Genomic DNA, 21,590 nt, shown 5'->3' with positions numbered 1-21,590 from the left:
CGTCGACGTGCCCCTGTTCGTCGGTGCCAACGAGCTCGACGGTCGTCCCCTCAACTGACCGTTCGTGAGCTGGGCCGGAACGTCAGTTTGGAAGATCGTTCTCGGCTGTCGTGATCTGTCCGGTACGCCTGGGCAGGGGCCGGGTCGTACTGCCCGATCATGACCGGTGGTGACCCTCCGGGACACCGGCTACTGGCACGGCGGCACGGCGGGCGCGCGGCTGTCCGGCGGTGTGCGGCTCACCCCCCCGGCCTCGGGCCGGGGGGCTTGTTGTGTCTCCGTGCGCCGGGACCCTCGGGGCATCCGATGGCACGCCGCGAAGCGGCGCGGCAGCGATCGCCCCGACATCAACGGCGAGCAGCCACACTCACGATCGTCGCGGCGTTGCGTCGTACGGCACGGGTAGGCAGCTCGGAGGAAAGCCTGCCATGATCACACCCCGAGCCCGCCCAGGAGAAGGGACGCGATGGAGCAGGCGACGGTACGCCGGAACCCACTCAGCCTTCGCCGCATCGCACCCGTCGCGCTGGCCCTGGCTGTGCTCGCATCGTGCGCCGGCCCCATGGTGGTCTGGCGGGCCTACAACATGTGCGACGTCGGAGTGAACGCGACAGCGAACATGTTCGGGCTAGTCCTCGTGGTGCCCGTCCTGCTTCTCACACATGCGGTGGTTCTCAGCCTCGGACACTCGCTACTTAAGAAGTGGGTCGCACCAGGCCGGGCGCACGCCGCATCCGCCGTGCTCCTCAGCCTCGGTGCGGTCGCCGCCGTCTCGTGGGCGTACTTTGTGCTGGCCGGTCTGCCGCTACAGAACGCCCTGTGCCCGGCCGGCGAGCCCCCATGGTGGCCGAACTGGATTCCTCCACGCCACGATGTCTATCCCTGATCTCGCGCCGTAATGTGCCGGGCCGCGTGGCCGATGCCGGCCGGAGGTCGCCAGCAGGCCGGCGCGGGTCGGCCCGGCGGCGCGCTCGCGCGGCGTCCTTGATCGCCGCCACCGGCCTGCCCGACTCGATGGTGGAAAGCAAGGCCGCCGCGTCGTGGCTGGAGTTCGTCCAGGAGTACCTCGACATGAAGTGGCCCGGGGGGCACGGCGGCGAAAGTCCCGGGAAGCATGGTCGACGCCTTGGTCACGGTGACGCCGGTACTGGTACGCGACCAGGCGGGGCGATCATCGGCGGACGAGCTGCGGCGGGTGCTGCGGGATCACCTGCTGCCGCCGGCTCTCGGGGAAGCGGACGTCCCGGCGGAGCTGGGTCCGACGTTGCGGTGGTTGCGGGGGGCTTCGCTTCCGGTGACCGAGGTGGGTGAGCTGGCGACCGTACGGGCCGCCCTGGACCCCTTGGCGCTGCGCCTCGACGGACGGCCGGCGACAACGACCACGGCGCGTCGGAAGCGGTCGGTCTTCTACAACGTGCTTCAGTACGCCGTCGAGCTGGAGGCGCTGGCGTTCAACCCGGTCAACAAAATCCGGGTACGGGCACAGCGGACGACGGTCGCCGAATCAATCGACCGGCGGGTGGTGGTCAACGGTCGCCAGGCGCGGGAGCTGCTGACCGCCGTGTCCTACGCCGGTGAGCGGGGCCGGGTCGGTCGGGGTGAGCGCCTGGTCGCGTTCTTCGGCTGCCTGTACTTCGCCGCGCTGCATCCGAGCGAGGCGCTGGCCCTGCGCGAGCAGGACTGCCACCTGCCGGCAAGCGGCTGGGGCCGCCTGGTGCTGGTCGACAACCGGCCCCAGGCGGGCAAGCGGTGGACCGACAGCGGCGAGGTGCACGACCGGCGCGGGTTGAAGCACCGGGCGGCGGCAGACTCGCGAGTCGTGCCGAGCCCGCCGGAACTGGTGGACATCCTGCGGCGGCACGTCGACCGGTTCGGCGTCGCCGACGCTGGGCGGCTGTTCCGCAGCGCGGGAAGGGCAACGTGGTGGCCGCCTCCACGTACTCGCGGGTGTGGAAGGCCGCACGGAAGCTGGCGCTCACTATGGCTCAGGTGGCGTCGCCGCTCGCCGGTCGGCCGTACGACCTGCGGCACGCGGCGGTGTCGCTCTGGCTGAACTCCGGTGTCCCCGCGACCGACGTCGCGGCCCGCGCCGGGCACTCCGTCGACGTGCCCCTGAAGGTGTACGCGAAGTGCATCGACGGCCAGGAGGTGACCGTCAACCAACGGATCGAGACTGCGCTGCGAGGCTCGGATGCGTAGTCTCGGCGGCGTCCCGGCCAGTCCGAATCTTGGCGGAAGAAGCGGGTCTGACCTGGGAAGACTCCGTCAAGATCAGTCCGTGAATAGTCCGTGGACGGCGACAAACAGCGGCTGCGGGCGGCACACCACTGCACAGATCGACCGATCGACGCGGGAACGAACGCGCTGCTCAGATGACATTCTTACTGATCTTCGAGGTGCCCCCGGCAGGATTCGAACCTGCGACACACGGTTGTCAACCAACGCCCTCAGGAGCTTGCCGTTGATTGTCAATAACCAGCGCTGGCCAGCATGAACGCAGTCAACCACCGACCATCGCTTGTCGTTAGTAGTCAACATCCAGCGGGGGTTTTCGGGGGGTAATCGGGGGCGATATCCCGGTCCCTTGCGGGTCCCGGACCAGACTGATGGCGCAGCTGGTGCCTGCCGGGGGCACGTCACAGTCCTGCGCAGCGCCAGCAGGCACGCTGGCGGTAAAGGGGCGAACAGAGAACCCAGTTCGCCAGCCGAGGGCACAACGAACCGGTCCGGCGTGGTCGTGGGCGGCACGGCGACCGCGGCTGCGGTTGATCGTGCCGGGGACCGCCGCTATCACCCCGCATCAGCGTCGAGCCGGACGTGCTAGACGAGTAGTTCCGAAACCCGGTCAGTGGTCGTAAGCGATCAGTGACCGGGTGACGGGGGCGCCGGTCTTGTTGTTGTGCCAGATCGCGGCGGCCATGGCGAGCAGGCGTTGGGCGACACGGACAGCAACACCGGCGAAGGTCCGTCCGCCGTGTTGTTCCAGGTCAAGCTGACCCTTGAGGGTGTCGTTGACCGACTCGATCAGTTGTCGGACCTTCTTGAGCATCGGCTCGCCGTAGCGGGCCTTCTCCCGCTTGCGCGACGGGCGCAGCAGTTCGATGCCCTGCTCGGCCAACTGCCGCTCGAACGGCTTGGAGGCGAAGCCCTTGTCGCTGATCAGCAGGATCCCGTCGTGCTCGGCGACCACGCCGGCCTCGACGTCCAGCATCGCGGCGAGGACCTCGCGTTCGCCGATCTTCGGGTTGGCCAGGGCCCACAGGATCGGCATGCCGGTCGGGGTGCACACCAGGTAGAGCCGCAGGCCCCAGAAGAAGCGGGAGTGTGAGGCGCAGTAGCCGTATCCGGCCCAGCCGGCCAGGTCGGAGCGTTGCACGGTGGGGCGGGACAAACCGCAGGGTATCGGCGTGGAGTCGACGATCCAGTGGTTGTCGAACCAGAAGTCACTGTCGCGGGCCAGGTCCCGGATCGCCTTCTTGATCAGTGGGAGGGCGGCGCGGAGCCGTTTGTTGTAGCCCGATCGCTGCGGCAGGTAGGGGAACATACCGGCCAGGTGGATACGGGCGTAGCGGATCCAGTGGGCCTCCGAACGGGCACCGAGCAGGACCTGCGCCATGGCCAGGCAGACCAGCTCGGAGTCGGTGAGCAGCGGTGGCCGGCCTCGCCACCGGGGCGTCCGGATGGTGTCGTCGATCTTCACGTAGAGTGCGGTCAAGAGGGTGTCCGAATCTTGCGTCACAACACGATCTTGGACGCCCTCTCTTCATGCCCAGACATCGACCTCCGACATCGGAACTACTCGTCTAGTGGAGATCGAGGCGTGCGCCGTCCTCCACGACGTCCGCTGCGGGAGTTCGGGGGCCGGTACCGGAGACCCTTCTTCTCACGATACAAGACACAGTGAGTGATGCAGTCAACACCCTCATATCGGCGCCCGTCACCGAGAGTGCGCATCGAAAGCCATCACCTCGAATGCCGGATCGATCACCTACTCCGGGTGACAGCACTGGCGATGGTCCGTCACCTCGCGGGGCCGCCACCGACAACCCCCACAACGAACCATCACCAAAAGTGACCGATCCCCGTTCTGAGTAGCCGCGCTGTCAAATGGGGCACACTTTCCGCAGCTCCTTCCTGCTAGCGTACCCATCGCCTCTAGACAACCTGATCTATGAGGCAAGAGCACCGCGTCAAACGGGGGGGGGACATCATGGACACCAGGGGCCTTTGTGTGCTACTGGGTGCCGGAGATCCCTATTATCGCGAGTACGCATTAACGGCACTCGGAGAATTCTGCGATCTCGTACTGGTGGCCCCGCAAGAGCCAGAGTGGGCGACGCCACACATTCACTCATTGGTGCTCGCCGACCCGCGTGATCCATTGGCGACTTTGGCGGCATTACGAGACAGCGGGCCGATGGGCCTGGCCGGTGTGGTGACCTACGACGAGTTCAGCGTGGAGTCGGCCGCCCGGATCGCCGTAGAGTTGGGACTGCGGGGTTCCTCGCCAGCGGCCGCCGCCCGGTGCCGGGACAAGCGGCAGATGCGGGCGGCCTTCGAGGCGGCCGGGGTCGCCTCTCCAGTCAGCGTCGCGGCCACCACACTAGCCGAGGTGACGGCCGCGGCGCAGAGAACCGGTTTTCCGCTGGTCCTCAAGCCAGTCGATCTGGCGGGCAGCATCGGCGTGGTGCTGGTGCGGCAGCCGAACGAGCTGCGTGAGGCGTACCGCAGGTGCCGGGCCTCGGGGCGGGCTGAGTATGGCGCCGTTTCCAACGCGATCTTGGTCGAGGAGTACGTCGAAGGTCCAGAGGTCAGCGTGGAGTCACTGGTCAGGGCCGGTGAGGTGCAGACCGTGGCGATGACTCGCAAGAGGCTGGTGCCACCGCCGTGGTTCGAGGAGTCCGGTCACGTGGTGGTCGGCGGTCCGGTGCCGGAGGAGATCGCGCGGCTGGCCGAGCGGGCACAGCGGGCGCTCGGCATCCAGTGGGGTGCGACGCACACCGAGATCCGGCTGGGCGCGGTCGGCCCCCGGGTGATCGAAGTAGCCGCGCGGCCGGCCGGCGACGTCATCCCGCTGCTGGTGCTCCTCGCTACCGGCGTCGATCTGACTGTCGCTTCGGCGGCCGCCGCGATGGGCCGGCCGGCGCCGGCGGCCCGGGAGCCGGTGGCACCGGCGGCCGCGGTCCGGTTTTTCTCCCCTGGTAAGGACATGGTTTTCCGGTCGGCGTCCAGCGAGGTCGCCGCGGCGGCACCGGAATGGCTGGTGTCGTTTGTGATCGAGGCGGCGGACGGCGATGTTCTGCGCCTGCCACCCCACGGCTTCCTCGATCGTGTCGGATACGCGATAGTGACCGGCGCGAACGAGGCAGAGTGCGAACAACGACTGGACGAGCTGGAACTCTCCCTGCACATCTCAGCCGATCCGTTCGTCGGCTGAATTCAACCTCGGTTCCGAATTCCGAGCGAGCAGGCTCTCGATGATGCGGGCCCGCAAGGCATTTTTAGTGCCCAGAAACGGCCCGGGGCAATGGTTTAGCGGAGGGAAATGCGATGACCTTGACACTCAACGTCAACGACCGGTTGAAGAAGCACTTCGCGGGATTCGCCGGGCAGCTGTCCGACCTCCGCGATCGCTACAAGACCGAGCACTACATCGAAATCGACCCGTTCGTACCGGAAGATCTGCAGGCCGCCGCCCACACCGAGCTCGAGGCTCTCTTCGCGGCGAACGCCCGCCGCCGCGACCTCATCGTCGCCCAGTCCGGCAACACCCCGCGGCGCTACAGCAACATCGACCGAGACGCGATCCACCAGGACGGCGGTATCATTCCGGCGATCTATCGCGCGCCGGCGCTGTACGAGCTGCTGGAGAGCATCGTCGGCGAGCGGGTACTGCCGGTGCCCTACACCCCGGAGGAGTACATCGCGTCGCGGCTGCACGAGCCGAACGACGTGCACGGCTGGCACTGGGACGACTACACATGGGCGATCGTCTGGGTGTTCAAGATGCCCCCGGCCGAGCACGGCGGCAGCCTCGAATACATCAAGGACGCCCCCTGGGACCGGGAGAACCCGCAGCCGGAGAAGCTCGTTGCGCAGGGCCCGGTCTGGACCCGGCACCCGGGCGTCGGCGCAGCGTACCTGCTGAAGGCGGACACCGCGCTGCACCGGGTCAAGCCACTGTCGGTGGCGGACGAGCGAATGATCGTCTGCTACTCGTTCGCCACCGAGGCGGACCTGCAGCGCCCGGTCGACCACTCGTCGATGGCGGCGCTCTATCCAGAGTCGCACGCCAGGCACGAAGACTGAGCGGGTCCCCATGACCGGAACCGGCCTCGCCAGCGCGGCCTTCGCCGCCACGATCGAGCTAGCCCGCTCCCGGCACCTAAACGTCTGGGAGCCATGGCTTCCAGCCGAGGTAGTGCCGCCGGGGGCAAGCCTTCTGCGGCTGTTGCACCTCGGCGTCGAGGTGCCCGCCAGCGCGGTCGACCCGGCCCAGGCCGAGCTGATCGTTCAGCTCGGCCTGGGCCGGCGGGAATCCGACCGACTGGTGGCCGCGTCGTGGGCGGTAACGGCGTTCCGTGGCGTCCTCGCCGCCGGCCACCGGGAGTACGGTTCCGGCACCGGCGACATCCACATCGGCGAGGATTCGCTGCGCTTCGCCTCCGCAGTGCTCGCCGCGGCGCCGCGCGGGCGAGTGCTGGACATCGGCTGCGGATCGGGCCTCGCGAGCATGGCCGCCGCCCGCACCGCCCACCAGGTACACGGGCTCGACGTGCTGCCAGCGGCGGTCGAGGCGTTCAGAATATCGGCGGCTCTCAATTCCGCCGTGGCCGACTGCCGAGCCGAGGTGGGCGACTTTCTCGACCTGGACCGCGGCGACGGGTACGACGCCGTGGTGGCCAACCTGCCCGGAGTGCCAGTACCGGACGGGGTGCCGTACCCGACGGCAGGAGACGGCGGTCCGGACGGGCTGCGGCTGATTCGGGCGCTCTGGCGGTGGTACGCCACCATGAGCACCGCCGACAGCCTGGTCATGCGCTTTCAATGCCCGGGTGGCCCGCGGACGCCGATCGCCGTGACCGAGCTCGCCGGCCTCATGCCACCGGGCTGTGACATCCTCGTCGTTACCGACAGTGCCGTGCCGATGCTGGTGCGCAATGCCATCACCGCGGCACGTGCCTCCACGCTGGACGGTCAGCGCGACGCCGAGGAGATCACCGAGGAGTTGCAGCGGCGCTGCGCGGAGCGGGGCTGGACCCACTACCACTGTTCGACGCTGCGGATCCGACGAAACGGCAGCGGCATACGCGCCCACGTGCCCGCTCCGGACCTGATCGATACGCGGCAGTCGTACCGGGGCACCGGCCGGAGCCTGCCCGTCGAGGAGTTGGCGCTGAAGGTCGGTGCCGAACTGCGGCGGATGCCCGACGAGTTCTGGTCGGTGGCGGGCCTCAGCGCCATCCAGGATGCTTCGGCTCATCTGGAGCGCATATATACTGACCTCGGTCAGGGGGCTACCGAGCGTCAAATCGCATCGTCGCTCTCTGACGCCGGCAAGCCGCTCGATCAGGCGGCGGCGGTGTTGGCGGTCTCGGCAATCACCCGGGTCATGGTCCGGATGTCCCTGCTGATTCCAGTCGTCGGCGTGAACGCACCCGCAGCCGAAGGGCGTAGTGGAATGAGGAGTGCATGAGCGACGGCTGGCAGGTCATTGACTCCATCGATCACGTCGATCCAACGGAATGGAACGAGGTGGTCGACGCAGCAGGGGGTTCCGTCTTCTCCACGGTCGAGTGGCTCAGTGCCTATGAGAAGGAGCCGCCCGCGCCGCTGCACGCCGTCCGCCACCTGGTGTGGCGCGAGAATGGCAAGCTGCGGGCCGTCGCTCCGATGTACTACGCGTCGGAGGACCCGCACTACACCGGCTACGGGCCGGACTACGGATTCGATCACCCGATCCTGCGGGCCCGGATGCTCGTCGGGCACTCGTTCTACTCATACTTCAACGGGATCTGTTCCACGCTGCCGGCCGCCGAGGTCGCGCCCGGACTGGTCGCGACGATGCGCGAGGTCGCCACCGACCTCGGCAGCCCGCTTTACGGCTTTCCCGGCGTGCCGGAGACAGATCCGCTCTGCGACGAACTCGACCGCCTCGGCTTCGTGAGCATCTACACCGAGGCGACCAGCGGGGTGAACTTCGTGGGCACCGCCGAGGCGCATCTAGCCGGTCTCAAGAACAAGGTCCGCCGGGAGTTCGGCCGGCTGCGTCGTCGTTCGGAGCGCCTGGGCGTCACGGTACGCACGGATGTGGACCCCGGATACGTCGATGCGTTCGCAGGGCTCGTGGAGGATGTCTGCGCCCGCCACGGCATCCCTACGATCAATCCGCCCGACAACATCCGCAGCATCTTCCGGCACCTTCGTGAGCAGTTGCACTTCCTGACCATCTGGAAGGACGACGTGCTGCTGGGTGGGTTCATCCTGCTGCACCGCGCTGACACCCTGTACGCGTGGATCGCCGGCCTGAACTACGACTTCCACAAGGCGTACGCCACCTACTACGCGCTCTACGCCAACACGTTGGATCTCGCGGAGCGGCTCAGTGTCCGGCGCATCGAGATGGGCCGCAGCATGTACGGCTTCAAGGTCCGGGTGGGATTCCACCCTCAGCTCCTGGTCTCATGGTTCGACGCGACCGACGACGCCAGCCGGGAGATGCTTACCGGCGGGGCCGAGGCGCTCGAATCGAACTGCCGCACCCGGCAGCGGATCGCGGAGGCGTACGAGGCGGTCGACCTTATCCCCCCGGCGCCCCTGCTCGGCCCGCCCCGGTTTCCCCGTTCACTAGCTCCGGCCATCCACCAGTGACCGCCGCTGACGAGACGCGCCGGAGGCGCCAAGGATTCCTAAGCCGCTGGCGGGTCGCGTTCGCCAGCGGGATCGTGCTCGCCGCCGTGTTCGGAGTGGTGGAAGGCTTTTCCATTTTCTACTCGTCGTTCGTGGTCGATCTCGGGTTGGACCGCGCGCAGGCGTCCGGGATGTTCGCGGGGTACCTGCTCGCCAGCATGGTCGCCGGCCCGTTCGCGGGACGTGTCGTCGGCCACTACGGCGCACGCCGGATCATCTTGATCTTCCTGCCGCTCTTCGCGGCGGCCGTCGCGGCGGCGTCGCTGCCGACCGAGCTGTGGCAGTTCTACCTTCTCTACATGGTGGTGTTGGCGCCAGCGACTACGATGCTCGTCGTGGCCAGCCAGGTGATCATCACCAGCGGCTACGCCGAGGACCGGGGCCGAGCGACCGGAATCGCGTACGCCTGCCTCGGGGTCGGCAACTTCCTGCTCTTCTCGCTGCTCGCCCTCGTTGTTCAGGAGTACGGCTGGCGCGCCGGCTATCTGGTGGCCGGCTGCCTCGCCGCGCTGGGCACGGTCGGCTTTCTCTTCATGGACCAGCCCGGGGCCGCCGGCGCGGTGATCGAGGAGACGCCGACGCCGATGGAACGCGCGACGAACCTGTTCCGTAGTCCGGTGTTCTGGTTAGTCTGCCTCGCCGCCCTGACCGCTAGCGTCACCGACTTCTTCACCTTCCAGACCATCGTGCCATTTCTGACCACCGAGGGGCACGGTGTCGCGATCTCCGGGCTCCTGCTAGGCATGACCGGCCTGAGTTACGCTGGCGGTCAACTGCTCGGCGGCGTGCTCTCCGACCGCACAAACCGGGAGTTGACCGCCACTGTCGGCGCGATCGCCTTCCTCGCGGGTCTCGGCCTACTCTGGATCCTACCGCCGACACCGTTGCTGGTCCTGGCGATTCTTCTGCTCGGCTCCGGGGTTGGCATGATCATTGGAGCCCGGATCGCCGCCGTCGGCGACCTCTTCACCGGTTCCCGCCTCGCTCGGGCAATCGGCTTCTTCCAGGTTGCCAGCGCCATCGGCTCAGCCTTCGCGACCTGGTTTGGTGGCTTCAGTTACTCCGCGACCGGCAGCTACGGGCTGAGCTTTGTGGTCGCCGGCGGGTGTGCGCTGCTCTGGATCGTCATCATCTGGCTCGCGGCCCCCCGACGCGCCGCGGTGCCCCAGGCGGATGCGACCGGGACGCCGGAGGCGGTGCCGATCGGGGGCACCTGAGGTCCTGCCGACCGGGCGACCGGCCGGCAACGCCGCTCTCGCCGACGGGCCGGTTAGCCTGTCCGGGTAGACGCAGTGCCCCTCGCCCTCGCTACCTTTTTCGTGCTCCCCGTCAGCGACTGCCTGGTCACCTGGCCCGGTATGACCGGTTGCCCCTGTCGTTCGCATGATCCGGGGGTTGTCGCCGGGCCTGGTGGCGCCGTCCGACCGCTGATAGGGACCGGGTCGCCTTCCGGTAGATCTCCTCGTAACTTGGGTGCCGGCGGTCGGCACCATACCGGTGACCGGGTCCATGTCCACCCCCTCTTGGCGCCTGTGACGAGACAGGACGTGCCACGGTGAGGCTACGCGGTGTTCCTGGTCCTGGATGTCGGCAAGGGCGAACACCACGCGGTGTGATCTCCATCAAACCCGGGGCTTGACACCCACCGGGTTACCGGGTTTTTCGGGGGACGATTCAAAATCGCATAGATAAGCATCTAGGCCCTGACCGGCTTCCTGCTGGTCAAGGCCTTACGCTGGTGCCCCCGGCAGGATTCGAACCTGCGACACACGGTTTAGGAAACCGATGCTCTATCCCCTGAGCTACGAGGGCGCGAGTGCCCAGTCTAGCGACCTGGCGGTTCACCTGGGGTGGCAGGGAGTGGCCCACGTTCACCCACGTCACCCGCACCCCTGTTCTCCCAGCCCAGGACCACACCCGGAGCACACGAACCCCGGTTTGCGACCGGCAGTCGGCTGCGGTGACCCGCGTTGGCACCGGTTGACCCGGGTTGGCATCCGCTGGAGAGCACACACCGCGCACATCATCCAAGATCATGGGTGTCGCCCGCCCCTTACCTTTTTGATCGTCCCCAGCCGGGGACTCCTCGGTCGCCCGGCCCGGTATGACTTCCTGCCCCTGTCGTACGAATGATCCAGGGGGTGTTGTCGCCGGGTCGGGTGGCGTCGGCGGACCGCTCATAGGGACCCGGCCGCCCCGTCTGGGGTTGGTCTCTTCGTAACGTGGCTGCCGGCAGTCCGACGCCGTTGACTGTGGCCGAGGCGGTGGCGAGGTGTGGAGGCGGGCTGGTGTACGGCGGATACGGCGTCTTCCTGGGCTTGGACGTCTGCAAGGGTGATCACCATGCGGTCGGGTTGGCTCCGGACGGCAAGCGGCTACACGATGCGCCGTTGCCGAACACGGAGGCCCGGCTGCGGCAGCTGTTCGACAAACTCGCCCGCCACGGGACGGTTCTGGTCGTAGTCGACCAACCCGCCTCGATCGGCGCCCTGCCCGTCGCGCTCGCGCGTGCCTGCGGGCACCAGGTGGCCTACCTGCCCGGGCTGGCGATGCGCCGCATCTCTGACCTGCACCCCGGCAGCGCGAAGACCGACGCCCGGGACGCCTACGTCATCGCCGATGCCGCCCGCACCCTGCCCCACACGCTGCGCCGGATCGACACCGGCGACGAGCCCCTGGGACGCACCCGTGGCGGGTGGGTGACCTGCCGGCGTCGTTCGCGGACCTGCCCGGCGGTGCGGGCGATGCGATACATCGTCGACAGGGAGCACCAGTACCGGCCCTCGTCGAGTTCCCGAGCCCAGACCTGCGGAATCGCCAAATCGGCATACACCGCACTGTTCAACACGTCGAGGATGCGGGCCCGCTCGGTGTCCGACAGCGCCGACGGCGGCGGGGTCCGCGGCAGCCACGGCCCGTGCACCGGCCCCAGCCCGCTGCGGCGGCGGTAGTGGGTCGCGCGTGAGGTCCCAGTCAGCTCGCAGCCGCGTTGCACCGCTATCCCCGCCGATCGCAGGTCGGTGAACGCCGTGGTCAGGACCTGCTCGGCGGCGGATCGTTGTCCGCGCTCTCGGAGAGTTCTTCCAAGAGCGCGTGTGCTTTTCCCATGATGTCCAACGCCATCCGGGTCTTCTTCAGATCAGCCTGCAGTTTCTCGTTCTGCCGGCGCAGCTTCTCCACCTCGATCTGCTCAGCCGTCTTCCGAGCCGGCCGCCGCGATCCCGCGGATGAATCCCCGTCGCTACCGCTGCCGGTCAGAGCCCCGGCGTCGCGGGCTCTCGCCCACTCGATCAGATGCGACGAATACAACCCTTCCCGCCGCAACACAGCCGCTTTCTCCCCATGCGGGGCATTCTCATACTCGGCGAGGATCCGCAGCTTGAACTCCGGACTGAACGCCCGCCGCGACGGCCGCGGCGCCGGATCAGACCCACCCGGCACGGGCTGGTCCGCAGAAGATGTCGACACGTACACCAGGATCTCCGATCCCGCCCTCGGTCAGCACCCGACCCCGAGCAACCGCAGGACCGACCAGCGCAGGCCGAAGACCAATACCATCGCGATCACGGCGAAGGCCACAAACACCCTTCTTGCGGGCGCCTCCGATGGCCGGGGCACACCGGCCGCACTCGTTGGTTGTCCCTTCTCGCGGCAGCCGCTGGTGACGGGTCACATGAGCGACATCTGTTCGTGGTCGGGGAGGTCGAAGTGCACGACGCGGGCGGGATCGATGTTGCCAGTGCTGACGAGTTCGTGGGCTTCGCGGGCGTTGCGGACGTAGACAGGCACCACGGGCGGGAGCCTCCCCAGCGAGGCGGGGCTGGGACGGAGGACGCCGTGTAGCCGGCGGCGGACGTAGATGGCGATGCCGTAGGCGCTGTCGACGGTGACGCCCAAGGGGTCGAACTCGACGCCAGTTGCCTCTCTCCCCCATAGCGGCTCGGCCACGGCGTCACGCAGCTGGCCAATCTGCACAGACGACAGCCCCGTCCACCACCGGCCTGCGGCTAACTCTTCCTCACGCTCCTGCCGCAGCCGTTGTTCCTCGGCGGCGCGGGCCTGCTCCTGGCGCCGTCGTTCCTCGGCTTCACGCCGCTGCCGGGCCTGCTCGGCTTCGATCTCCCACTGCCGCCGCTGTTCTGCCCAGCGGGCGGCCTCTCCTGCTGCTCGGATCTGGCGCTGCCGTTCCTGTTCTTGCCGTTGGGCCTCGCGTTGGCGTTCTTCTTCCTGCCGGCGGGCCTCTGCTTCGGCCTGGCGTTGTTGCTCGGCTCGGCGTTCTTGCTCTTCCCGTTGGCGTTTGCGCTCGTCCTGCCGTTGCCGCATCGCCTCGTGCCGGGTCTCGGTGTCGACGTGTCGGCTGGTGGTCCAGATCAGGTTCCGGCGGCGGTGACTCTCGCTGGTGGGGTACCAGATCCGCCGGTACCGGGGGCGGACCCAGTGGGGAATCGTCTGCCCGTGCAGGACCCAACGGATGAAGGCGGTCAGTTGCACGTCTTCGACGGCGACCCAGGTGTTGTGCTTGAAGTAGAAGGCGGCGGGCCCGTCGGCGACGGTCCACGGGCCGGTGATCGCGCGGCTCTTGGACCCGGATCGACGGCACGTCGCCGATCCAGGGCGCTTTCCCGCCGGGGCTGACCCAGCACACGTCGATGCCTTCGGCCCAGTACCGCTCGGTGCGCTCCTGGACGTCCTCGGCGGTAATGGGTGACAGCTGGGCCTCCCAAACGACACGCTGGGTGCCGTCGTGGGATGAGGCGAGCACGTCGGCGCGCCAGGTGCCGTCGGGGGCACGGACCTCCAGTTCGGCGTGCCAGACGGCGGCGCGGATCGCGGTCGCGAGTTCCAACTTGAGCAGGTGATGCTCCAGGGACTCGTTCAGCCAGGCGCAGTCGGCGGGCCGACCGGGGTCGTGGGCGAAGTACCGCAGCTTGCGGGCGGACACCTTGGCGTGCACTCCGTGGCCGCACTCAGCGCAGCGCAGCGCGACCCGGGGCCGGGTCTTGTGCACCTGGTCCCAAGTCAGCCCGCGACCGAGGTCGGGCAGGGTGGCGTCAATGCGGCCGGCCTCAGGGTGGATCGCCGCGAACGCCATGTCACCGGCCCTGCCACGTCCGGCGGCGGGCGGCCGGGTCGGTCGCGGCGAAGTGCGCGGCGACGGCTTCCGGGCCAGGCCGGGCGTAGCGCTCAAGAGAGCGGACGGAGGCGTGTCGGGAACGGGCGAGCTGGATGACGGTGTGGGTTCCGTTCTCGGCTTCATGGGTGAGCATCGCGTGGCGCAGCTGGTGCAGCGTGCAGCCCTGCGTCCGATCGACCGGGCCGGCGAGGGGTCGGGTGGCGTGCTCGAAGATCTCGGCGGCGCGCCGGTAGGACAGCCGTGCCCAGCCGGTGACGGGGCACAGGTCGACGGTGGCCACGGCCCCGGGTCGACTTGCGGCCGGCGAGGATCACCGGTCCATGGGCACGGCAGGCGAGCAGCCAGGGCAGCAGCATGGCGGCACCGGTCTGCCCGAACACCCGTCGTACGATAGCCGTAGTCGTCGCTGCGCCGGGAACGGGAAGCTTCTGGGTCGCGATCAAGAGCTTTCCGAGGTAGGGGTAACGGGCAGGACGGGACCGCAGATGATCATCCGCCGGATGGCTTGCCTTCCTCGCAGTCGCTGATCGGTCGGATGGTGACGCGGTCGAGCAGACCCACACGGCGACGTCGCTGATGAGGGGTGGCGCGCCGCACCTACCCTGGTCTGATGCTGCTACGCAGGTCCAAGCCCGGCGACTACCGACAGATGGCGGACATCCTCTACGGCATGGGCCACGATCAGGAAGGCTGGGACTACCAGTATGCCGCCGAGGGAGGCCCTGAACCGTCCCTGCCGAGCTGGGTGGCCGTCGACGGGGACGAGGTTCTTGGCCTGGTCGAGGGCCGCTTCGACTCAACTTATGACGAGCGCATCGAGCAGCCCGGCCATCCCTTGCCGCACGCGTGGATCTACCTGATTGGTGTCCGCCCCGACGCGCAGCGGAAAGGCGTCGGCACAGCCCTGCTACGCTGCTTTGCCGAGCAGGCAGCCATGGCAGGATGCTCCTTCGTCGCCATGTCGCCTGACCAGAGCGATGGCGACGTTTTCAAGCGAGTGGCCTTCTTCCGGTCCTGTGGTCTCATGCCCTTGGTGGACAGTGATCCTGAAGACGTTCACGGGGCGCCTCTTGCCGAATTGCTGACCCATCTGAGAGAGCTGACCGGCAAAGGCTGAGATGGTGCGACGCCATGCGGGATCGGTTGGTGCTCGGATGTTCGGCACCCTACGAGCACGATCGCGGCTAGTTCAGCATTGCGGCATCGCCACCACCAGCCGCCTTCCCGGACCCGTTGGCTGGAGCGCGCGGACCAGCCGAAACGAAAAGATCTCCGCGTGGACGGAGTGCTTGCAAACGGTTGCGTCCACGGGAGTGGTGTACGACTTGCCCGTGATGGGCGTGTTGCGTAGATAGGAGACGGCCACCGCGTTGATCCTTCAAGACGACCAAGTCAGAGAAGGAGAGAGAACGCGATGGCCGCATCTGAGAGACTGTCGGGTAACCAGACAGCTACACGGCGAGAAGTCGTTCAGCGTTGATGCGTCGGGCGGCTTCGCGGTCGATGGCGTTGTTCCACCGGATCGTCTGTCCGGCCAGGCGTATCGTCATGAGTCGAATCATCGCGACCTTGATCATGGCCTCTGAGTTGACGGTCAGCCGTTCGTAGTCCCGGGCCAGGCGCCGGTTACGGACCAGCCAACCCAGCGTCCTCTCTACCACCCACCGGCGCGGTAGGACCTTGAAGCCCTTGACGTCGTCGTTGCGCTTGACGATCTGCACCAGGATGCCGAGCTGCTCTTTCGCCCAGGTCAGCAGAGTGGAGTCGATGCTGTTGGCGTAGCCGCCGTCGGCCCACACGAGGGCGATGGTGGTGAACGCCTCGGCCAGCCGCGCCAGGATCCGCCGGCCACCGGGACGGTCGTTGACGGAGGCGGAGGTGACCATCACCACCAGGATCAGCCCCATCGTGTCAACGACCAGGTGCCGTTTGCGGCCGGTGGTCTTCTTCCCCATGTCGAACCCACGGCATTCGCCACCCTCACTGGATTTGATCGACTGTGCGTCCAGGACCGCCGCGGACGGCTCTGGCTCACGACCAGCGGCCACCCGCACCCGCCGGCGAAGCTCGTCATGGATCGCATCCCACGTCCCGTTCTTCCGCCACGTCGTGAACCAGCGATGCGCCGCGTCCGGCGGCGCCAGATCGCGAGGCATCATCCGCCACGGACAGCCCGACCGCAGCACATAGAAGATCGAATCCAGGATCAGCCGATCGCCGTACTTGCGGGGCCGGCCGCCTTTACGCAGGTCGCGTACCGGCATCAAGGGCGCGAGGACCGCCCACATCGCATCGGTCAAGCTCGACGGATAGCATGAACGAGCGTCATCCCCGCCACAGTCGCAGTTGCGCACACAACGCGATCATGGCGGGGATGATCCATTTGTCGAGCACTTGACATCGACGTGTCTCGCCGTAACGCAACGCCCCGGACTGGTTACCCGACAGTCTCTGAGCTTGTCGTTTAACCCTTCTGATCTCGTCGTTCGGCGATGGTGAGGGCGCGTTTCACGGTCTTCCCGACGTCGTAGCTGGGTGCGGGCTGTCGGTTCTTCGATCCTCGGGGGCGTCCGGGTCCGGCCTTGCTGGGTTTTGGTGCGCTGGCGGGGTGGGTGGTCTTCGGGTGGATGTGGCGGAATCCGCGGCGGACCCGGGCCGGGGTGAGCCGGTCCGGGTCGGTGGGTCGTTCCCAGGGTCGGCGGAGGTCCTGGGCGAGGCCGCGGGCGAGGCGTAGCTGGGTGTGGCAGGCGATGACCAGCCAGGTCCACCGGTCGGCCGCGTCGGGTGTGCGGATCTTGGGTCGGGTCCAGCCCAGCGTTTGTTTGAGGAGCCGGAAGGTGTGTTCGAGGTCGAATCTGCGCAGGTAGGACTGCCAGCTGCGGTCCACGTCCGCGGCGGTGGCCGCGGTGATGGAGGTCCACAGCCAGACTGGTTTCGGGTGGCGGTCGCCGGGCAGGTGGTCGACCTGCAGCCGGATCAGGGTGCCTTCGATGATCGGCAGGTCGCCTTGGTGGTCGAGCCAGCAGGTGCGGCGGGTCAGCCGGGGGTGGACCCGGTCCCAGGCGGTCGCGGTGGCGGTGCCGTAGCGGGCGGTCTGCGTGGTGGTGACGGTCTGCGGCGCCGGCCAGGTGTCGGGGTCGGCGAGGGCCAGTTCGGGGCCGTGTTTGGGTGGACGGCCCGTCGTGCCTGGTCGGCGTGGGGGTGGTGGCAGTGCCATCACCCGGTCCGAGCGCAGCCGTCCGAGCAGGTCCACGGGCAGGTCGGCGAGGAGGAACGCCAGGCGGGGGATGTCGTAGCCGGCGTCGCACACGATCAGGATCCGCCGATCGCCCGGTGCGTGGTGGCCGGCCGCGATGAGGCGTTGCACGACGGCGCGTAGCTGGTCGGCGGTGACAGCGGCCGCGTCGTCGGCCGGTCCGAGTCGCACCGCGTCGAGGATCGCCGTCCACGAGGTCCGTCCGGCTTCGAGGGCCGCGATGAATGAGTACGGCCAGCCCGGGATCAGCTGCGACTGACTCTTTGCACGGCCGTAGACGTGGCAGAACAGTCGGTCCGGGCTGGTCTGGGCGTCGGAGCGCAGCCACGGGCTGACGTCGACCGCGAGAACGATCCGCCCGTCGGCGGCCCGCGGCACCGGCAGGCCCGCCAAGCTGCGCCGCAGCCGAGCGACGTCGACGCGTCCGCAGTTCAACCCGTCGTACATGCCGCCGTGGCCACGGCGGTGCTCGGGCGCCAGCACCAGATCGACCAGCGACCTGACCGGCCCGTCCGTGCACAGCAGCGCGTCAGTCACCTCGAACAGGGCGTCAGCCCGCGCGGTCAGACAGCGGTAGAACTCGGTCCGGAACGTGGACAGCACCGCTAAAGCCTCGACGCGGGCGGCGTCATCCAGCACACTCATCCTCACGGCCTTGGTGTCGATCGTTGATGTCTCAGCAACATCCATGATCACGCCAAGGCCGCCTGCTGTCCACAGTGCACGGATTGACTCGGAGCCAAACCCGCAGCTCATCGGGCCGGCAGGTTAAACGACAAGCTGAGAGTGCGAACCCTGCCGACCTGCTGCGCGAGCAGATCGAGGGCGCGTCGCCGGACCTGTTGCAGGCGATGGTGAAGACCTTCGCGCAGGCGTTGATGTCCGCCGAAGCGGACGCGATCTGCGGCGCCGGCTACGGACAGCGCAGCGACGAGCGGGTCAACTCCCGCAACTGCCGGCATCGGGAGTGGGACACCCGGGCCGGGACGATCGACCTGGCTACAGATCATGAAAGACATCCCAGGAGCTTGAGTGTCAAAGCAGGGCCCTGGCCAAGACCTGGGTCGACGCCGGCTTCAAGAAGCGCGTGATCGAACACGGCGCCGCCCTCGGCATCGACGTCGAAGTCGTCACCAAAGACCCACAGGTCAGAGGATTCTCCGTGGTCAAACGGCGATGGGTCGTCGAACGCACCCTCGGCTGGATCATGCTCCACCGACGCCTCGCCCGCGACTACGAGGCCCTACCCGGCAACTCCGCCAACATGATCCGCATCGCCATGATCGACAACCTCACCAGACGCCTCACCGACGAAACCACCCCAACCTGGCGAGACACTTAAACGTGCATTACTCACGAAAGACGTGAATCAGACGCCCTCTGAGGTCGACAAGTGGTGGCCCTGACCGTGCAGTGACCTGTCGCATGTGACGAGGGTGTCCCGGTGCTGCAGCGCTCGCCGCAGCACCGGGACACGCACCAAGACCTGCGATGGTCAACAGGGTGGGCGCAACGAGCCCCGATCCGACCATGACACTGCCGTTGCAGAACCAAGGCCGTTCTCGGCCAACGGCTCGTCGTCGCGAAGGGTTGTCGGTGGCGGCCGAGTGACGGCTCACGGCGGTGCGTACCAGCTGCCACAGATCGGCGAGGTCAGCCACGACTCACTGCCGCCTCGGCCGCCATGAACCCGGCCGCCGTGGCATCGAGCAGGGCGGCGATGTCGTCGGCCGTCGTCGTCCCGCTGATGTACCAGTGATGGTTGGGATGAAGGAGGATGCCTCTACGGATCGTCTCCGTGTAGAAGGCGTCCTGAGCCAGCTGCCGGAGCCGCTCGTCCGCGTGGTGGAACCGCATGAACGGCATCTGCGGCACACCCAGCACGTGAGCCTCGACCGCCCCGGCCGCGATCTGCTCCGCGAGCCCGCGTTGCAGCATGGTGCCGAGCGTTTCCACATCCTTCAACACGGATGTGTCCCTCAGCCGGCCGATGGTCGCCACAGCCGCTGCCATCTCGGCACCGTTGATGTGGAATGTCGACCCGATGTGGACGTTAACGACGGTCCGCATGACCTCTTCGCGCCCCACTAGCGCGGAGATCGGGTATCCGTTGGCCATGGCCTTGCTGAAGGTGACGAGGTCGGCCCGTACGCCGTATCTCTCCTGCGCGCCGCCCAGTGCCACCCGGAAGCCCGACCGCATCTCGTCGAGAACGAACAACGCGCCGTTCTCGCGGGCCAGATCGGCAGCGCCCTCGAGAAAGCCCAGAGCCGGAGGCACCTCCTCAAAAGGCATCATGAGCAGGCAGGCGACCTCTCCCGGATAGCGATCGAACTCCAACCGGAGGCTGTCCAGGTCATTGAAGTCGAACGTGCTCACACTCTGGCGAGCCGATTCCGGAACCCCATTCGGCCGGTTGGCGCACCAGTCGTGCCAGCCGTTGTATCCCCACCGGATGACGCGTTCCCGCCCGGTGTGGGCCCGGCTGAGGCGCACCGCCGCGCTGGTGGCGTCGGACCCGCTCTTGAGCAGGAACACGCGCTCGGCGTATGGCACGACATCGGTCAGAAGCTCCGCCAGCTCTACCTGGACTTTCTTACGCAGGGTGATGGCGAAGCCGTCACGGATCTCCCGGACGACGGCCTCGGAGACCACCGGATCGACGTGACCGAGGATGATGGTTCCGCCGGCCAGGAACAAGTCCAGGTAGCGATTGCCGTCGACATCCCAGATGTACGAGCCCTGTGCACGCTCGCCGTACATCGGGTACTCACCCGGCACCATCTGATCGCGCGGGAGCACGTAGCCCGAATATGCCATGGTCGCGTCGACCCGCGCGGCACGGGCCAGCAGCTCCTGGGACCGGGTGAGCGCCAGTGGTGGACTGAGAGAGATCATGGGGAGCCCTCCTGCGTTCGTGTCGGAAGTGGGGGCGGCCACGTCCTCGGCGAAGCACCACCGGCTTGTGCGCGCCACTCGCTTCCACAGCGCCTCCGGATCGCCCGGCCGCTGTGTCCGGTAGCGGCCCAGCCGGTGGTGCACCACGTCCGTGTATTCGTCGAGGGCCGTCCGCAGACGGAGGAAGGAATCGATGGCTGGCTCGTAGACGCTCCGATCGTCCGGCCGGTCGCCCGCATAGCGGTGCGCCGCGAGCAGCAGCCTGCCGAGGTGTCGGGCCCCCGCCGCGGCGCGCCCGGCGGCCGCCGTGACGTCTGGAAACTCCTCGGCCACGGCCACGCTGGTCAGGTAGAGATTGGGCTGGATCTCGCCCAGTGCGACGACATGCAGCCCCCGGGCGAGCGGACCGGTGAGCCCCTGTTTCCTCCACGATTCAGCGAAGCCGGATACCGCCGGCATGTCGGCTGAAAGCCAGTCGGCGCCGGGCGCCAGCAGCGTCTCGCGGAGCGTCTCGGCGGTGTCGCGCGGCGAAGCAAAATGGATAGTGGCGAATCGACAAGCACCGCGCATCAGCTCCGGGGTGACCGCCAGCGGTCGGCGGTAATCGTCAGCGGGCGGCGCGTCGGTGTCGAGCACGACCAGGCGGGTGTCGTTCAAACCGACCGCCAGCACCATATGGTCCAGGAAGTGCCGACGTCCCTCGAACTCGTCGCCCGGCCAGTAGTAGCGGTCCGGCATGAGCAGCACCGGCTGGCCGGATCTGACCAACCGGCGGAACTCGTCCCAGTGCGTGCGGCCGTCCACGGCGTTTCGCCAGGCCAGCCATCCGCTGCGGAACCGACCAGGCTGCCGTCGTCTGCCCGCGAGGTCGACCGGGAGAGCCAAGGCCCGCGCCACCTCGAGTCGGGTCAGCCCGCGCGCCCGCAACACCGCCTCGACGCAGCGCAGCAGGCAGCTCAGGCCGTCGATCGGGCTGCCTTCCCAGCCGAGGGACAACGCGGGGTCGAACACCAGGGGCTGGGGCCGGCGCTCAGCCATGGACCCGGTCGCCGATCGGGGAGGCGAGCTCGCCGGAGCTGTGCCGGTGACCGTCGACGTCGTCATCCTCGAGGCCCGCGTCACGGCACAGCGGCTTGGTGTGGCAGCAACCGCCGTCAGATGTCGGCCGGGCGCGCTGTCGACGAGGTTGCCATTGGCGTCCATCCGGCGGACAGGCGAATCGTCCCGCGCCATCGTGTTGATGGTCGCGCCGCCGGCCTGGCGAGGAATCATGCGAAGCGGCCCCGGCTCGGTCTTCACCAGGCAGCCCCCGGTGGAGGTGGAGCCGACCAGCCTGCCCTCGTCCGGCCCGCGGATCGCCGCAGCGAACTCTGCGATCTACCGCCACGATGT

15 protein-coding genes, 1 tRNA gene and 5 pseudogenes are annotated in these 21,590 nt (G+C 67.9%); 12 read left to right on the top strand and 9 right to left on the bottom strand.

Features of this window, described 5'->3' with window-relative positions:
- Positions 1-466: 466 nt before the first annotated feature.
- The 3 genes from GA0074694_RS10925 to GA0074694_RS32795 all read left to right on the top strand — a co-directional run bounded on the left by GA0074694_RS10925 (position 467) and on the right by GA0074694_RS32795 (position 2,199).
- The gene (locus tag GA0074694_RS10925; RefSeq protein ID WP_091456478.1) at positions 467-886 is read left to right on the top strand and encodes a hypothetical protein; all 420 of its coding nucleotides are present in this window, start codon (positions 467-469) and stop codon (positions 884-886) included.
- A 228-nt stretch (positions 887-1,114) separates the two neighbouring features.
- Positions 1,115-2,053: a site-specific integrase gene (locus GA0074694_RS32800; protein WP_245714643.1), complete on the top strand. Its 939-nt coding sequence runs from the start codon at positions 1,115-1,117 to the stop codon at positions 2,051-2,053.
- Positions 2,038-2,199: a site-specific integrase gene (locus GA0074694_RS32795; protein ID WP_245714642.1), complete on the top strand. Its 162-nt coding sequence runs from the start codon at positions 2,038-2,040 to the stop codon at positions 2,197-2,199. Before GA0074694_RS32800 ends, GA0074694_RS32795 begins: the two co-directional genes overlap by 16 nt.
- Before the next feature lie 646 nt (positions 2,200-2,845).
- On the opposite strand, the gene GA0074694_RS10915 is transcribed toward GA0074694_RS32795, so the two are convergent.
- A complete protein-coding gene (locus GA0074694_RS10915) occupies positions 2,846-3,739 on the bottom strand; it encodes an IS982 family transposase (protein ID WP_091456472.1) in 894 nt (297 codons plus the stop codon).
- A gap of 432 nt (positions 3,740-4,171) precedes the next feature.
- Between GA0074694_RS10915 and GA0074694_RS10910 the strand changes: the two genes are divergently transcribed.
- From GA0074694_RS10910 to GA0074694_RS10890, 5 genes are all read left to right on the top strand, one after another.
- On the top strand, positions 4,172-5,437 hold the full coding sequence (locus tag GA0074694_RS10910) for an ATP-grasp domain-containing protein (protein WP_091456469.1): 1,266 nt from the start codon (positions 4,172-4,174) through the stop codon (positions 5,435-5,437).
- A 113-nt stretch (positions 5,438-5,550) separates the two neighbouring features.
- Entirely contained in the window at positions 5,551-6,309 is a 759-nt protein-coding gene (locus GA0074694_RS10905; RefSeq protein WP_091456465.1) for a HalD/BesD family halogenase, read from the top strand.
- Between the two features lie 241 nt (positions 6,310-6,550).
- Positions 6,551-7,696, top strand: a complete 1,146-nt coding sequence (locus GA0074694_RS10900) for a methyltransferase domain-containing protein (protein WP_176737862.1) — start codon at positions 6,551-6,553, stop codon at positions 7,694-7,696.
- Positions 7,693-8,871 (top strand): GNAT family N-acetyltransferase, encoded by a 1,179-nt coding sequence (locus GA0074694_RS10895; RefSeq protein ID WP_091456456.1) that lies wholly within the window; start codon positions 7,693-7,695, stop codon positions 8,869-8,871. Before GA0074694_RS10900 ends, GA0074694_RS10895 begins: the two co-directional genes overlap by 4 nt.
- Complete coding sequence (locus GA0074694_RS10890) at positions 8,868-10,127, top strand: MFS transporter (protein ID WP_176737861.1); 1,260 nt, start codon at positions 8,868-8,870, stop codon at positions 10,125-10,127. The genes GA0074694_RS10895 and GA0074694_RS10890 overlap by 4 nt, the downstream gene beginning before the upstream one ends.
- 519 nt (positions 10,128-10,646) lie before the next feature.
- Here the strand turns inward: GA0074694_RS10890 and GA0074694_RS10885 are convergent.
- Positions 10,647-10,722 (bottom strand) — tRNA-Arg (locus GA0074694_RS10885).
- A 476-nt stretch (positions 10,723-11,198) separates the two neighbouring features.
- On the opposite strand from GA0074694_RS10885, the pseudogene GA0074694_RS10880 reads away from it, so the two are divergent.
- Positions 11,199-11,588, top strand: a pseudogene (locus tag GA0074694_RS10880) (IS110 family transposase); the annotation flags it as partial.
- Between the two features lie 355 nt (positions 11,589-11,943).
- On the opposite strand, the gene GA0074694_RS10875 reads toward GA0074694_RS10880, so the two are convergent.
- The 4 genes and pseudogenes from GA0074694_RS10875 to GA0074694_RS10860 form a co-directional block, all read right to left on the bottom strand.
- On the bottom strand, positions 11,944-12,378 hold the full coding sequence (locus GA0074694_RS10875; protein WP_176737860.1) for a transposase: 435 nt from the start codon (positions 12,376-12,378) through the stop codon (positions 11,944-11,946).
- A gap of 201 nt (positions 12,379-12,579) precedes the next feature.
- On the bottom strand, positions 12,580-13,401 hold the full coding sequence (locus tag GA0074694_RS32790) for a hypothetical protein (protein WP_245714641.1): 822 nt from the start codon (positions 13,399-13,401) through the stop codon (positions 12,580-12,582).
- Between the two features lie 199 nt (positions 13,402-13,600).
- Positions 13,601-14,002: pseudogene (locus tag GA0074694_RS34130) on the bottom strand (competence protein CoiA family protein); the annotation flags it as partial.
- A gap of 1 nt (position 14,003) precedes the next feature.
- Positions 14,004-14,324: a site-specific integrase gene (locus tag GA0074694_RS10860; RefSeq protein ID WP_218105707.1), complete on the bottom strand. Its 321-nt coding sequence runs from the start codon at positions 14,322-14,324 to the stop codon at positions 14,004-14,006.
- Between the two features lie 330 nt (positions 14,325-14,654).
- Between GA0074694_RS10860 and GA0074694_RS10855 the strand changes: the two genes are divergently transcribed.
- Positions 14,655-15,161 carry a GNAT family N-acetyltransferase gene (locus GA0074694_RS10855; RefSeq protein WP_091456444.1) on the top strand — a complete coding sequence of 169 codons (507 nt, stop codon included), beginning with the start codon at positions 14,655-14,657 and terminating at the stop codon, positions 15,159-15,161.
- A 415-nt stretch (positions 15,162-15,576) separates the two neighbouring features.
- Here GA0074694_RS10855 and GA0074694_RS10850 read toward each other — a convergent pair.
- Together GA0074694_RS10850 and GA0074694_RS10845 are read right to left on the bottom strand one after the other, a co-directional pair.
- Positions 15,577-16,398, bottom strand: a pseudogene (locus GA0074694_RS10850) (IS5 family transposase); the annotation flags it as partial.
- A 110-nt stretch (positions 16,399-16,508) separates the two neighbouring features.
- Positions 16,509-17,945 carry an NF041680 family putative transposase gene (locus GA0074694_RS10845; RefSeq protein WP_091456437.1) on the bottom strand — a complete coding sequence of 479 codons (1,437 nt, stop codon included), beginning with the start codon at positions 17,943-17,945 and terminating at the stop codon, positions 16,509-16,511.
- Between the two features lie 83 nt (positions 17,946-18,028).
- Here GA0074694_RS10845 and GA0074694_RS33615 point away from each other — a divergent pair.
- Together GA0074694_RS33615 and GA0074694_RS10835 are read left to right on the top strand one after the other, a co-directional pair.
- Positions 18,029-18,319, top strand: a pseudogene (locus GA0074694_RS33615) (transposase); the annotation flags it as partial.
- Between the two features lie 29 nt (positions 18,320-18,348).
- Positions 18,349-18,642: pseudogene (locus GA0074694_RS10835) on the top strand (transposase); the annotation flags it as partial.
- Between the two features lie 311 nt (positions 18,643-18,953).
- Here GA0074694_RS10835 and GA0074694_RS32785 read toward each other — a convergent pair.
- Positions 18,954-21,497, bottom strand: a complete 2,544-nt coding sequence (locus GA0074694_RS32785) for an aminotransferase class III-fold pyridoxal phosphate-dependent enzyme (RefSeq protein ID WP_245714640.1) — start codon at positions 21,495-21,497, stop codon at positions 18,954-18,956.
- Positions 21,498-21,590: the final 93 nt, after the last annotated feature.

Origin of the sequence: Micromonospora inyonensis (genome assembly GCF_900091415.1) — a bacterium.
GTDB classification, from domain to species: domain Bacteria; phylum Actinomycetota; class Actinomycetes; order Mycobacteriales; family Micromonosporaceae; genus Micromonospora; species Micromonospora inyonensis.
Note: the sequence above shows the minus strand (reverse complement) of the source record. Positions and strands in the feature narration are given on the sequence as shown.

Excerpts from the sequence above, each read along its gene's own strand:
- GA0074694_RS10925 (WP_091456478.1), top strand. The coding sequence starts at position 467 with ATGGAGCAGGCGACGGTACGCCGGAACCCACTCAGCCTTCGCCGCATC.
- GA0074694_RS32800 (WP_245714643.1), top strand. The coding sequence starts at position 1,115 with ATGGTCGACGCCTTGGTCACGGTGACGCCGGTACTGGTACGCGACCAG.
- GA0074694_RS10910 (WP_091456469.1), top strand. The coding sequence starts at position 4,172 with ATGAGGCAAGAGCACCGCGTCAAACGGGGGGGGGACATCATGGACACC.
- GA0074694_RS10905 (WP_091456465.1), top strand. The coding sequence starts at position 5,551 with ATGACCTTGACACTCAACGTCAACGACCGGTTGAAGAAGCACTTCGCG.
- GA0074694_RS10895 (WP_091456456.1), top strand. The coding sequence starts at position 7,693 with ATGAGCGACGGCTGGCAGGTCATTGACTCCATCGATCACGTCGATCCA.
- GA0074694_RS10855 (WP_091456444.1), top strand. The coding sequence starts at position 14,655 with ATGCTGCTACGCAGGTCCAAGCCCGGCGACTACCGACAGATGGCGGAC.
- GA0074694_RS10845 (WP_091456437.1), bottom strand. The coding sequence starts at position 17,945 with ATGAGTGTGCTGGATGACGCCGCCCGCGTCGAGGCTTTAGCGGTGCTG.